This window comes from Gemmatimonadota bacterium, from assembly GCA_026387915.1.
Taxonomy (GTDB): Bacteria; Gemmatimonadota; Gemmatimonadetes; order Gemmatimonadales; family Gemmatimonadaceae; genus Fen-1231.
In genome coordinates this window covers 1-13,141 of sequence record JAPLKS010000022.1, presented here as the reverse complement: position 1 = coordinate 13,141, position 13,141 = coordinate 1, and the positions used below count along the sequence as shown (strand labels likewise).

Annotated in this window: 9 protein-coding genes; 3 read left to right on the top strand and 6 right to left on the bottom strand. The window is 62.1% G+C overall.

All coding sequences use genetic code 11. The features are described 5' to 3' along the window. The first annotated feature begins 128 nt into the window (after positions 1-128). The 3 genes from NTZ43_14050 (at position 129) to NTZ43_14040 (ending at position 7,195) form a co-directional block, all read left to right on the top strand. Entirely contained in the window at positions 129-3,620 is a 3,492-nt protein-coding gene (locus NTZ43_14050) for an amidohydrolase family protein (protein MCX5768336.1), read from the top strand. Positions 3,621-3,689: 69 nt separating this feature from the next. Next, positions 3,690-4,910 carry a hypothetical protein gene (locus NTZ43_14045; GenBank protein MCX5768335.1) on the top strand — a complete coding sequence of 407 codons (1,221 nt, stop codon included), beginning with the start codon at positions 3,690-3,692 and terminating at the stop codon, positions 4,908-4,910. 77 nt (positions 4,911-4,987) lie between these two features. After that, the gene (locus NTZ43_14040; GenBank protein MCX5768334.1) at positions 4,988-7,195 is read left to right on the top strand and encodes a penicillin acylase family protein; all 2,208 of its coding nucleotides are present in this window, start codon (positions 4,988-4,990) and stop codon (positions 7,193-7,195) included. A gap of 69 nt (positions 7,196-7,264) precedes the next feature. Here the strand turns inward: NTZ43_14040 and NTZ43_14035 are convergent, their stop codons facing one another. The 6 genes from NTZ43_14035 to NTZ43_14010 form a co-directional block, all read right to left on the bottom strand. Beyond that, a complete protein-coding gene (locus tag NTZ43_14035) occupies positions 7,265-7,672 on the bottom strand; it encodes an SRPBCC family protein (GenBank protein ID MCX5768333.1) in 408 nt (135 codons plus the stop codon). A gap of 31 nt (positions 7,673-7,703) precedes the next feature. Beyond that, on the bottom strand, positions 7,704-8,333 hold the full coding sequence (locus NTZ43_14030; protein ID MCX5768332.1) for a CatB-related O-acetyltransferase: 630 nt from the start codon (positions 8,331-8,333) through the stop codon (positions 7,704-7,706). A 76-nt stretch (positions 8,334-8,409) separates the two neighbouring features. Continuing rightward, positions 8,410-8,619, bottom strand: coding sequence for a hypothetical protein (locus NTZ43_14025; protein MCX5768331.1), 210 nt, complete (start codon positions 8,617-8,619; stop codon positions 8,410-8,412). Positions 8,620-8,717: 98 nt separating this feature from the next. After that, on the bottom strand, positions 8,718-10,148 hold the full coding sequence (locus tag NTZ43_14020) for a serine hydrolase (protein ID MCX5768330.1): 1,431 nt from the start codon (positions 10,146-10,148) through the stop codon (positions 8,718-8,720). 61 nt (positions 10,149-10,209) lie between these two features. Continuing rightward, the gene (locus NTZ43_14015; protein MCX5768329.1) at positions 10,210-11,880 is read right to left on the bottom strand and encodes a serine hydrolase; all 1,671 of its coding nucleotides are present in this window, start codon (positions 11,878-11,880) and stop codon (positions 10,210-10,212) included. Between the two features lie 216 nt (positions 11,881-12,096). Then, positions 12,097-13,141 (bottom strand): ABC-F family ATP-binding cassette domain-containing protein (locus NTZ43_14010; GenBank protein MCX5768328.1); only part of this gene is annotated, 1,045 nt, incomplete at its 5' end.

The window sequence follows — 13,141 nt, the reverse complement described above, 5'->3', positions numbered from 1 at the left end:
CGGACCCTCACGAGGCGTAGGGTTGCCCTCGTCCACGCTGGCGGCCTCGGAACGGCTCCAGTAGCTTCGAATCTTCATGCGTCGCTGCGCTCGTCTGGCGACACCACCGTGGATCGGGAGACCGCTCGATGAAGCCCCTGCGCCTGCTCGGATCGACCTTGGCGATCGCGATCGTCGCTACTGCGCCACTCGGCGCGCAGACCCCCGCACAGAATGACAGTGCGGTAAAAGCCGCCGCGCGGACCAGTTCGCTGCCGCTCATGACGCCGCGCAAGCTCAGCTTCACCACCGACGAGGCGTCGTGGATCTCGCTCGATGTTGCGCCAGACGGCAAGACGATTGTCTTCGACATTCTGGGCGACCTCTACACGCTCCCCGTGGCCGGCGGCACCGCTACGCGCATCACGAGCGGCACCGGGTGGGACCAGCAGCCACGCTACGCTCCCGACGGGAAGCAGATCGTCTTCGTTAGCGACCGCAATGGATCCAAGAACATCTGGATTGCTCACGCCGATGGTTCGAGGGCCCGTCTCCTCACCAAGAGTGAGCGGATCAACTTCGCGTCGCCCATCTGGTCAGCCGATGGGCAGTACGTGATCGCCGCGCGAACGGGACAGCTCTGGATGTACAACAAGGACGGCGGATCCGGTGTGCAGCTCACAGGGCTTCGCTCGGAAGGCGCCGCGTCTGCAGGCGCGCCGGGCGCCGGCCCCTCGCACTATGCCCCCGCGCAGGGCGGTGATTCCCACACGCTCTGGGTGAACGTGAGCGGTGGAGTTTCAACCACGCTTGCCACTGGCGCATTCGGCGCGACCCCGGATGACATCACATCTGCGCGCGAGGAAAACGATGAACTCGCCGCGCGCAGCAACGCGCGTCGGCTGGGGACATACCAGATTGCACAGTTCGACCGCGCAACGGGCCGCACCCTCGTCCGCTCGCACGAAACCGAAGGCGCGTTCCGTCCCGTCGCGAGCCCAGACGGCAAGTGGCTCGTGTATGCCACGCGCCACGACGCACGCGCGGCACTCAAGCTCCGCGATCTCACCTCCGGCGAGGAACGCTGGCTCGTGATGGACGTGCAGCGCGACAACTCGCAGGGCGGCGGCGTCAACGACCGCGATCTCTATCCCGGCTCGGCGTTCACGCCTGACTCTCGGTCGCTCATCACGAGCTACGGCGGCAAGATCTGGCGTGTCGAGGTGCCGTCGGGAGCGGTGACGCCGATTCCGTTTACTGCGCAAGTGGAGCAGCAAATGGGCGCGCTCGCCAAGTTCGAGTATCCCATCAACGACTCCACACTGGTCGTGACGCAGATTCGCGGCGCGCGCCCCTCGCCAGACGGACGCCTGCTCGCGTTCACCGCTCTCGACCATCTGTACGTCGGCGAGCTCGGCCCGGCCGCAGCCGCCGGTGACACTGCGACACGCCACGTGCGCAACGCGCGGCGCCTCACGACGGGCGCGATGGTGGAGCACGCACCGGTCTGGTCGCCCGACGGACGCTACCTCGCCTACGTGACATGGACCGACACGGCCGGCGGCAATATTTATCGCGTGCGCGCTGACGGCAGTGGACCGGCCGAGCGCCTCACGCGCACAGCCGCGTACTTCGACAAGGTTGCCTACACCAAGGATGGCGCCCACCTCATGGCCGTGCGCGGCTCGCGGTACAGCCGCCTGCGGCAGTTCGAGGATTTTGGAAATATCAGCAACGGCGAACTCGAGTATGTGATGCTCCCGGCAGAGGGCGGTACGGCCACACGCATCGCGTGGGCCGGCAGCGGTCAGTCGCAGCAGGGGCGCAATGTGCCGCACGTCGGGCCCGACAGCACGCGGCTCTACGTTTGGGCAGGAAACGAGGGATTGGTGTCAATGCGATTTGACGGCACCGACCGGAAAGTCGTGGTTCGGGTCGCTGGTCCGCCGGCACCGGCACAGCCGCTCGCCCCGGGTGCGACACCGCCACCACCGCCATCCCCAGACGAAGTATTGCTCTCACCCGACGGCACACGAGCCTTGGTGGTGGCCAGCAGCAACGTCTTCATCATCACCGTGCCACCGGTGGTGGGGCAGGCACCCGCCATTGGAGTGTCATCCAGCGGCGTGCCCACCACGCGCCTAACGCGAGTGGGTGGCGATTTTATTGGATGGTCCAACGACGGCGCGACCGCGTTCTATTCGATCGGCCACAGCTGGTTCCAGTACAATGTGCGAACGGGCGAGGGCGCGATTCGTGATTCAGTGGCGCGCGCCGATTCGATCGCAACCAGCGCCCCAAGTACCGGTGGCGTCAGCGCACGCGACACGACGAAAAAGCTGTCCATGGCCTACGAAGCGCGCCGAACGGATGTGACGGTTACGGCGGCCAAGGACAAGCCGCGCGGCGCCGTCGTACTCAAGGGTGCTCGACTCGTCACGATGAAGGGCGACCAGGTCATCGAAAAGGGTGATGTGGTCGTCACGGACAATCGTATCACGGCCATCGGCCCGAGCGGATCGGTGCGTGTGCCAGCGGGTGCGCGCGTCATCGACGCCAGCGGAAAGACGATCATTCCAGGTTTCGTCGACATCCACGCGCACAATTGGTTTGGCTGGGGCGTGCACCGCGATCAGGTGACGCAGCTGCTCGCCAACCTCGCGTACGGCGTGACGACGCAGCGTGACCCTCAGACTTCAGCCACCGATATCCTCACCTATACCGACCTGATGGAGACGGGCGCGTTCATTGGCCCACGTCTGTATTCCACCGGCCCCGGGATCTTTGCCGCCGACAATATCAAGAGTCTGGACGAAGCGCGCGACATCCTCCGCCGCTACGCCGATCACTACAATACCAAGACGATCAAACAGTATCTGGCCGGCGACAGAAAGGTGCGGGAGTGGGTGATCATGGCCGCTAAAGAACTGGGGCTCACGACCACCACCGAAGGTGGTTCGAACCTCACGATGAACCTGACACTCATGCAGGACGGGTATCCGGGGCTCGAACATGCGATGCCGATTTTCCCCCTCTTCAAGGATGTCGTTCAACTCGAGGCAATGAGCGGTATCACGTACACGCCTACGCTCATCGTTGGATACGGCGGCCCGATTGGGCGCGACTACTACCTGACACGCTACAACATTGACGACGATAAAAAGCTGCGCCGCTTCACGCCGCACGATGAACTCGACTCGTGGAGAACGGTCACCTACAATCGAGATGACCAGTACATCTTCAAGGGGCACGCCGAACAGCTCGCCAAGTTCGTGAAGGCCGGCGGCCGAGTGGGACTCGGCTCGCACGGTGAACTCCAGGGACTCGGTGTGCACTGGGAGTTGTGGATGATGCAGTCCGGTGGATTGACGAACCTCGAGACATTGCGCGCCGCCACGCTTCACGGAGCCGACGCGATTGGCCTCGCCGGAGACCTCGGGTCGCTTGAGGTCGGCAAGCTGGCCGACCTGCAAGTGCTCGACAAGAATCCATTGACCGACATCCACAATACGAACTCGATTCGGTATGTCATGAAGAATGGCCGGATCTACGACGGCAACACGCTCGACGAAGTCTGGCCGCGCACCAAGGCACTGCCGGCGCAATGGTGGTGGAAAGAGGAGCCGCCGGCCAAGCGGTGAGTGTCTAGGATTTGGTTGAACGTCTGACGATGGATTCGGCCGTGGTATTCTCCTTCCAGAACTGATGCTATGTATTGCCTAAAGAGCATTCAGCGGGGCTTCGTTGGCGCGGCGCTGGTACTGATGGTACTCGCGCCGCTAGCGGCCCATGCCCAGCGGCCCGCCGCTGGGCCGTTCCCGGGCGGCGAAAACGCCGATGGCTCGCTGCGCCCCACGGGCCGCCTCCAGCGGTTGTTTACTCAGGATGCCTTTACCGAGTACGCGCTACTACAGCCGGGGAGCGAACAATTCCGCATTCGGTTTTTCACCGAAGAAACACGCGTGGGCGCCACTGAGTTGGTGAACGCCACTCGCGGTGGAAGTGAAGGCACCGACGTTGCCGTGTTCGACCCGCGCACCGGCAAACCGTTGCCCTTTACGTACGAACCCGAGGGCGACGGCCACGCCATTCATGCTAAACTCACCGCGCCAGTGCCGCAGGGCGGCATTGGGCGAGTGCTGATCTACAAGACATACAAGGATGCCCGCACCTATCAGAACTACACCGAACCCAATGCGCAGTACGGCATTCAGGCCGGTGATATCTCCTGGGTGCGGAGCCTGAGTGGTTACCGGCTCGGTGTGATCCTGCCGGCTGGGTATCGGTTGTTGTCATCCAGCATCGCCGCGCAGATGAGCACCACGCCCGACGGGCGGCTCGCACTGCACTTTGCGAATCCGAGTGGCCTGAGCAATCCGTTTACGATTCACGCGCGCAAAACAACCACAACGTTTGCCCCTACGCCGTACGTGGACATGTTCCTCGACGACGTCAAAACGTTGTACGATTTTGGCGATCCTGGGGCGCATCGAATTTCGGTGGAGCAGACGTACAGCGATGCGCGCACGGGAACGACGCTGCCCATCGACTTGCTCTCGTATGCGGCGCTCAGCGAGGTGATCGTGACCGACCTGGATACCGCCCATCCGCTTCCGCAGAGCAAAAAGGGCGGGGCTACCGTGGTGACGCTCGAAGAACCCATCATCAACGACAAGCAGAGCGCCCATCTGCGCGTCACCGGCACCCTCGCCGACGCTGACTACACGGTCACGGCCGGCGAACTGCGTTTTGATCGGGTGGTGAAGGGGCTTCGCAACAGTTTCCTGCTCCCGGCCGGCTGGGAGGTGAGCTCGGTCTCGCAGTCGGGGACCGTCGGCCAGTATCAGGGGCGGGCCTTTGTCGCCCTCGTGAACCTCAATGCCGAAAATGCGTACCGCGTGGTGATCACCGCCCGGAAGCGCGCCGACTAAACGCGGAGCCGCTCCACGCCGTATTTTTAAGCGAAAGGCAGCTTCGTCGCCCCAACCGCCCATCCCAGAATCCAACCATGAAAATCTTCGCCGTTTTGCTCGCCTCGGCGTTCGCCCTCAACACTGCGGTTGCTCAAAGTCCGGCAGATATGACGCGGTGGCAGGCACAAGCGCAGCGCATCACGATTACCCGTGATGACTGGGGCATTCCGCACGTGCGGGGCAAGACCGACGCGGACGCCGTGTTCGGCGCGATCTACGCGCAGGCCGAAGACGACTTCAATCGCGTGGAAGCGAACTTCATCACCAGCCTTGGCCGCACCGCGGAAGCCGAAGGAGAGCAGGCGATTTACCGCGACTTGCGTATGAAGTTGTTTATTGATCCCGATTCGCTCAAAAAGATGTACGCGTCGAGCCCGGCGTGGCTCAAGACGTTGATGGTGGCGTGGGCCGACGGCCTCAACTTCTATCTGGCTAAGCATCCCACCGTCAAGCCGCACGTGATCACCAAGTTTGAACCGTGGATGGCGTTGTCGTTCAGCGAAGGAAGTATTGGCAACGACATCGATCAGGTGAACGTGACGCAGCTGCAGGCGTTTTACGGCAACGGACCGGTCAAGCTGTCGTCTCTGACGCCCGGTAGCCCCAATGAGCGCGCCGCACGCGCCGCAGATATCACGCGGGCGCTCGAAGACGCCATCGAAAAGGAACCGTCTGGCTCTAACGGCATGGCGGTTTCTCCCAAGAACACCAAGGCCGGGCGCGCGTTGCTTCTGATCAATCCTCACACGTCGTTCTTCTTTCGCGAAGAACTACAGATGACCAGCGACGAAGGGCTGAACGCCTATGGTGCGTCCACTTGGGGTCAGTTCTTTATCTATCAGGGCTTCAACAGCAAAGCCGGCTGGATGCACACCACCAGTGCGGCCGATCGCGGCGACGAGTTCTTGGAAACTGTGACGAAAAGCGGCGACAAGTTTATGTACACGGTCGGTGGCGTACCGAAGGCGCTGATCTCCAAGACCATTACGGTGCCGTACACCACCGCCAGTGGAATGGCTGAGAAGAAGTTCGTGGTCTACTACACGCATTTCGGGCCGATCGTGCGGTCCACCGGCGGCAAGTGGGTGGCTATTCGCATCATGCAGGAGCCGCTCAAGGCATTGATGCAGAGCTACTCGCGGACCAAAGCCACGAATTTGGCGAGCTTCAACAAGACGATGGAGCTACACACGAACTCGTCGAACAACACGCTCTTTGCCGACGCCGAGGGCAACATTGCGTATCTTCACGCCAATTTTATTCCGCGTCGCGACACGTCGTTTGATTGGACCAAGCCGGTGGATGGCAGCAATCCGGCCACGGAGTGGAAGGGGCTGTTGAAGTTTGAAGAGGAGCCAAACGTCATCAACCCGGAAAGTGGCTGGGCGTACAACTCGAATGATTGGCCATGGGCTGCGGCTGGTCCGAGCAGTCCCAAGCAGTCCAGCTTCCCCAAGTACGTGGACAGTGGGGTGGAGTCGCATCGCGGTCGTCACGCGGTGATGGTGTTGCAGAACAAAAAAGACTTCACTATTTCCGGCTTGCGCGACGCCGCCTACGACACGTATCTGCCTGGCTTTGAAGCATCGGTCCCAGCACTCATCAAGGCGTGGGATGCCGCCCCCGCTGGGGGGCTCAAGGCAAAGGTTGCAGAGCAAGTCGCGTTGTTGCGCGCCTGGGATATGCGCTGGAGCTCGACGTCAGTGCCGACGTCCATCGCGATCTTCTACACCACCGAGTTGCAGCGTATTGCCGGCGGACGCGGGCGTCGCGCCGCCGCCGCCGATGCACCGACCGGCGAGCAGCAACTGCAAGCGCTCGAGGCAGCCTGTGCCAAGCTCACCGCCGACTTTGGCAAATGCAACACGCCATGGGGCGACATCAATCGCTTCCAGCGTCTCAATGCCGACATCAACTCATCGTTTGACGATGCAGCACCGAGCACACCGGTTGGGTTCCCGTCGGCGGTGTACGGATCACTCGCATCGTTTGGCGCGCACGCCTACCCGAACACCAAGAAGTGGTACGGCACGAGCGGCAACAGTTTTGTGGCGGTAGTGGAGTTCGGCAAGGACAGCGTGCGTGCTCGCGCGGTGACCGCCGGTGGCTTGAATAGCGTGATTGGCTCCAAGCACTTCAACGACCAAGGTGCGCGGTACGCCACGGGCGATTTGCGTGAGGTGTACTACTACCCGAATCAACTCGCTGGGCATACGGAGCGGGTGTACCATCCGGGCAACTGAGTACGGTGTGATTGGGGAAGCTCCGAAAGAACGGAACTTTCACCATTATTAGGCCGCGCATCGCCGCATTTACTGCGTCGATGCAACGTGCTTGGAAAAGTTGTTCAGAATCGCCTGCCATCCCTGACGTTGCTGTTCCACCGTGTGCTCGGATTCGGCGTCGAAGGTGACGCGCACGGTCACACCGTTCTCGCCCGTCAAGAAGTCTACGGTGCACGAGCGCTCGCCGAGCGAATACTCAATCAGCTCGTGCGTCACGATCTTGGTGTACGTACCGGCGAAGTCAAAGCCAAAGCTGCCGTCTTTGGCCTCCATCCGTGACGAAAAGACGCCGCCTTCTCGCAAATCGACCGTGGCCTTGACGGTGTGCCAGTCATCGGATGCAGCGTTCCACTGGGTGATGTCGCTCGGCGAGGTGTACGCGCTCCAGACTCTGGCGATTGGTGCGACGACGAGGGTTTCAACCGTGATCTTCAAAGCATGACTCCGTAAGTTAGGCACAACTCGTTTAGACCGCCGCTTCCAGCGCGGTGACGTCGCCGCTGCACAGCGCACCGACATACTTCGTCACCTTCTCCACATCCCAGTCCCACCAGCGCACGGATAATAATCGCGCGATAGTGGCATCGTCAAAACGGTATCGCAGGATAGTGGCAGGGTTCCCGCCGACAATGGCGTACGGTGGCACATCCTTCGTGACCACCGACGCGGTCGCAATAATGGCTCCGTCGCCAATATGAATGCCGGGCATGATCACGGCGCCATAGCCAATCCAAACATCGTTGCCAACGACGGTATCGCCGCGATTCGGCCACGCCAGTGGCGTCGCAGACTCCCACCCCTGGCCGAAGATCGGGAACGGGTACGTCGTGAGCCACGTCGTGGGATGATTGCCGCCGTTCATAATAAATCGCACCTCGGCGGCAATCGAGCAGTACCGACCGATCTGCAGTCGATCGTTGTTAAAGTCGAAATGATAGAGAACGTTCTCCTCGAAGTGTTCGGGTCCTCGAGGATCATCGTAGTACGTGTAGTCGCCGACGACGATGTTGGGGCGCGTGATGAAGGGTTTGAGAAACCCAGTGCGCGTCACGCCCGCGATCGGGTAGCGCGTCTTCGGCGGGGGGCCGTATGGCATCGGGGCGGGGAATGTTGGAGATGGCGGGAGTGCAGCGAACGTGTGACGTCTGTCCAGTCTATGGTCAGGCCGCGTGCTAGCGAGCACTCCGTCGCCAGGCGGCGCGGGCGGCAAGACCAAAGGCGAGAGCAATCACGGGAAATGCCATCGCACCGATGTACGCTCCCTGACCATTCGACCGAACCAGCTGAAAGAAACGGGTGACGACCAAAAGCCGAGCTTCATAGAAAACGAAAAATGCGCTGCAGGCGCCGAGTGCGACAGCAATGATTCGCATTTGTGTCACGCTGAAGTGGGGGGTGGTTGAATCACAGCAGTTACTGCTATGCCGGCATCGTGGTCATGTGGACGAGCCCACATGACCACGGCCGTCTGAGTCAACAACTACGGGGCTCGCGCTCCATCAATCTTCGCTCCACCCTGCAGCAAGGTCACCTTACTTGCCTTCCCCGCGACGACCGTAAACGTGAACCGCACCGCCGGGTCAAACGCGACGCCAAAGGTGAAACTGCCGAGGTAGCGCATTTCACTTGGGTCCTGACCCTGCGCCTGCGCCATCAGGCGTGCGCCGTCGGCAAAGAACTTGATCGGCAACGTCTGCCCGCCGGGCAACTCTAGTGCGTAGCTGCCGACGACAGCGTCTCGGTCTGCCGTCGAGAGCGAAGGCGGAGCCGCAGGTGTAGCCGCAGGTGTAGCCGCGGCGGCTCGGCCCACGGGAGCGACGCCGTACGCTAGGCGCATAAGATTCGCCGTCAACGCCTGCGGTGATTCGCCATCATAGTTCGTAAAGACCACAATGCTCAGGCTGTCTTCAGGCAGGTAAGTCGCCGCCGTGGCGAACCCCGGAATGCCGCCGGTATGCGAGACCGTCTTGTGGCCATTAAACAGGCCAGGGACGAGGCCGAACCCGTAGTTGATTTTGCGTCCGCTGTTGAGCGTGTCGGCGGACGACATCAGTGCGTACGATGCCGGCGACACCACCTTTCCAGCGTCGAGTGCGCGCTGCCACTTGGCAAAGTCACCCACCGTGGAGCAGACGGCGCCCGCCGAGAATGGGTGCGAGAGGTGCATGAACTGCGCGCGAACCGTGCCGTTCGGGCTCTTGCTGTAGCCGAGCGCGAAGGTGGGATCGCTGGTCTTAGACGGGCAGTACGATGTTTGCCGCAAACCGAGCGGCTTGAAGAACTGTGCATCGAGGTACTTCGCGTACGACTGGCCCGCGGCTTTCTCGACCACCATCCCGAGCAGCACATAGCCCGTGTTGCTGTACCGATAGGCGGTGCCAGGCGCGAAGTCGAGCGAGTCGGCTGCGACAAACGCGACAACGGCATCAGGTGAGAGCTCGTCGTTCCAGGTCTTCGACCACGCGGGTGACGACGTGTAGTTGTGGATGCCCGACGTGTGCGTCAGCAGCTGACGGATCGAAATCTTCTTTCCGTGTAGCGGGAACTGCGGCACGTACTGCGAGAGATCGTCATCCAGCTTGATGCGCCCCTGGTCCACGAGCTTCATGATCGCGGCAGAGGTGAACTGCTTGGTGAGCGATCCGATCTCGTAGATCGTTGTGGCGGTCGGTGCGCGCCACGCATCCATGTTCGCGAGACCGTGCGCACCGAAGGCCAGCGTGTCGTTGCCGCGAATCACCGCGAACGACGCACTCGCGGCGTGCGATTCGGCGAGATAGCTGTAGACGAGCGAGTCCGCGCGCTGGCGGAACGCGTCGCGTGTGATGGTCGACCGTTGGGCACTGGCCGAGGAGAAGCTGGCGAGCATCGCGAGGCCGGTGAGGCCTGCGGAACGGAAAGCACGTGTCATGTGATGGCTCCAAGAGGATGCCGAAATGTACGAACGTCAGCACTCGAGCGCGAACATCGTTTCACCGACTGGGCGCGACTCTCACAAACTTCACGCGCCGAGTCCGCCCGGTCGTCACTTCGAAACCCGTTACGCGCGCCCCGCTACGGATGAACTGAAAGGTGACGCCGTTATTGTTGAGAAAGCCGTCGGCAAACACGGGTCGTGCCTCTGTCGGTTCGGAGGTTCCCGTGCGGAAGAGCAGGGTGGAGTCGGTCGCCGTCAAACGGTAGCGGGCGTCGAGTTCTTCGCTGTAGTACTCCCCGACGAATCCGGCCAGCGCGCCCGCGGTACCCGCCAGCGGCAGATGCCATTCGAACGGTACTGCGCGTCCACCGGTGAGTACACGCCGCTCCATGCGCGCGTGCTCGCCGCTGCCGAACACCAGTTCGACTGGCTGATCCGTGACCCGAAATCTGTTCTCGGCCAACGGAATGAGCACGGGGCCCGCAGTGCGTCCCAGAATCAGCTTGCCGTCTTGAAGCGAAAGTTCAAGCACTTGCAGCGTCGTCGGCTGGAGATAGCTGCCAATCCGGCGTTCGAGCGCGGCGCGAGACAGGGGTACGGGCTGGGGCATCGGAGTCGCATCGACTGCGGCCAGCGCGCTCCCTAGATAGGCGTCGGCCACTCCGTGCGCGAGCGTCGTGGTGTTGGCAGTCGCCGCGTTGCAGGCAATCGCAATCGCGATCCCCTGATCAGGATAGCGGCCAACGTAAGCTCGGTAGCCCGCGTCAGAGCCCGTGTGCGAAACCTCGCGTACGCCGCGGTAACGGCTCATCACGAGGCCAAATCCGTATGGAATCGTGTCGCCGTTTGTCAGGTGAGCTTGCGTCTGCATCTGCTCCAACGTGGCCCGGTCTCCGACCGTGAAACTGTCGAAGTTGGCCTCCCAGCGCAGGAGGTCGCCGACCGTCGTGAATAAACTCGTGGCGCCGTAGGTGTCGAAGTTGGGAATGCTCACCCGCCAACCGTTTGCCCCAACCGCGTACGCCGACGTGCGCCCCGGCACGAGCATCGTGTAGTCGTCGTGGAAGTGCGTATTGGCCATGCCAATCGGCTTGAAAATCCGTTCGGCCGCAAAGTCGCGGAGTGATTTGCCGCTCACGCGCTTCACAATAACGCCAAGCAGCGTGAAGCCCGTATTGCTGTACAGGTACTCCGCGCCAGGCGTGAAGTTCAGCGCCTTTTGGCGCGGCACAATGTCCATGACATCGGCCTCGGTAATGCGATTCTCCTCAAAGCGGCCGCGGGCGAGATTGAGCAGGTCCCATTGATCGCGCAGGCCGCTGGTGTGGGTCATGAGGTGCCGAATCGTGATCGGCGTGCCGTAGTCGGGGATCTCAGGCAGATACTTGCGGATGTTGTCGTCGATCGACAACGCATGATCTCGGGCCAGCAACATGATCGACATCGTGGTGAACTGCTTGGACACGGACGCCACGTGGAAAATCGACGCTGGTCGAATGGGTGTGATCGTTTCGAGATTCGACATCCCATAACCCTGCTCATAGATCACTTGGCCGTTGCGGCTCACGCCAAGCGCGCACCCGGGACGATCGGTGCCGCGAAACGCATCAAACACGCGGTCAACGGTTCGCGTGGTGGTATCGACGGCCGCCGCGCGACTCTGCGCCGTCGCGAGCTGCGGCAGGCACACGAACAGGGCCAAGCGAACACAGTGAATCGCGCGCATTGGAATTTTGGTTTGAGGTTCGAGCGGGCCCGCGGTGCAATGACTGGCGGGCGACCGAGTGTGCAGGAGCGACGCGGTCCGAGGGACCGTGTCACACTGAAGCTGGCCGCCAATGCGGGAGCGCGCAACTCATGACACTTCCGCCACGACCTTTATCACCTCTCGAACTCACGCCGCGCGGCTAGCGCCGAGGCTTCCTCGGCGCGCGATGGCCGCTCAGCGCGCGAGGGCCGCTCGGCGCGCACGATCCGCTTCCCAGTCCACGAAGGGGCCGTCAAAGTCAACGAGCCTCGTGCCATCAAACGACCACACCCGCGTGGCGACCTCGCGCAAGAACGCACGGTCGTGGCTCACCAACAACACGGTGCCTTCGTATTCGTCGAGCGCGTCTTCGAGCGCCTCAATATTCTCGACGTCGAGGTGGTTGGTGGGTTCGTCGAGCACCAAGAGATTCGCGCGGGTCAGCGTAATCAGCGCGAGCGCTACACGTGCCCGTTCGCCACCGCTCAAGCTCGAAATCTCACGGAGGACTTCGTCCCCACTGAATCCGAAGGCGCCGAGGTGGTTTTGCACGGAGCCGCGGTTCCAGAGCGGTCGTTGGTTCTGGATCACGTCAAAGAGCGACTGGCGTAGCGGAAGATCCGAGAGATCCTGTCGGAACCAGGCTGGCGTGATGGAACTCCCCACTCGAGCCCCGCCATTCGCGGCGGAGCGATCGCCGAGGATGGTAGAGATGAAAGAGGACTTGCCCGCGCCGTTGGGCCCGACGAGCGCCACGAAGTCGTTACGCCGCAGCACGGCGGTGAAGTCTTCCACGAGCACGCGGCCCGGCACTTCCACGCGGAGATCCTTGATGTCTACGACTTGGTCGCCACCACGCTCGCCTACTTCGAAGTGGAGCGACATAGCGGCCGGATCGCCCGGCGGTGGCGCCAGGCGCGGCAGGCGTTCGAGCCGCTTGCGCTTGCCCTTGGCCTGAAACGAGTTCACGCCGGCGAGGTTCCGCCGGATGTACTCCTCTTCTTTCTTCACATAGGCGCGCTGCTTTTCCATTTCGCGCTCGCGCGTGAGCCGCCGTTCGGCACGCTGCGGAACGAACTGACTGTAATTGCCCTTGTATGACTCGCTCGACTTTGCCTCGACGTGCAGGATGTTCGTGCAGATCGCGTCCATGAACGCACGATCGTGCGACACCACAATCACTGTTTCGTCGGCTTCGTTGAGCCAATCCTGCAGCCAGGTCGTGGTATCGAGGTCGAGG

Coding starts and splice junctions, on each gene's coding strand:
- NTZ43_14050 (MCX5768336.1), top strand. CDS start 129: ATGAAGCCCCTGCGCCTGCTCGGATCGACCTTGGCGATCGCGATCGTC.
- NTZ43_14045 (MCX5768335.1), top strand. CDS start 3,690: ATGTATTGCCTAAAGAGCATTCAGCGGGGCTTCGTTGGCGCGGCGCTG.
- NTZ43_14040 (MCX5768334.1), top strand. CDS start 4,988: ATGAAAATCTTCGCCGTTTTGCTCGCCTCGGCGTTCGCCCTCAACACT.
- NTZ43_14030 (MCX5768332.1), bottom strand. CDS start 8,333: ATGCCATACGGCCCCCCGCCGAAGACGCGCTACCCGATCGCGGGCGTG.
- NTZ43_14020 (MCX5768330.1), bottom strand. CDS start 10,148: ATGACACGTGCTTTCCGTTCCGCAGGCCTCACCGGCCTCGCGATGCTC.
- NTZ43_14015 (MCX5768329.1), bottom strand. CDS start 11,880: ATGCGCGCGATTCACTGTGTTCGCTTGGCCCTGTTCGTGTGCCTGCCG.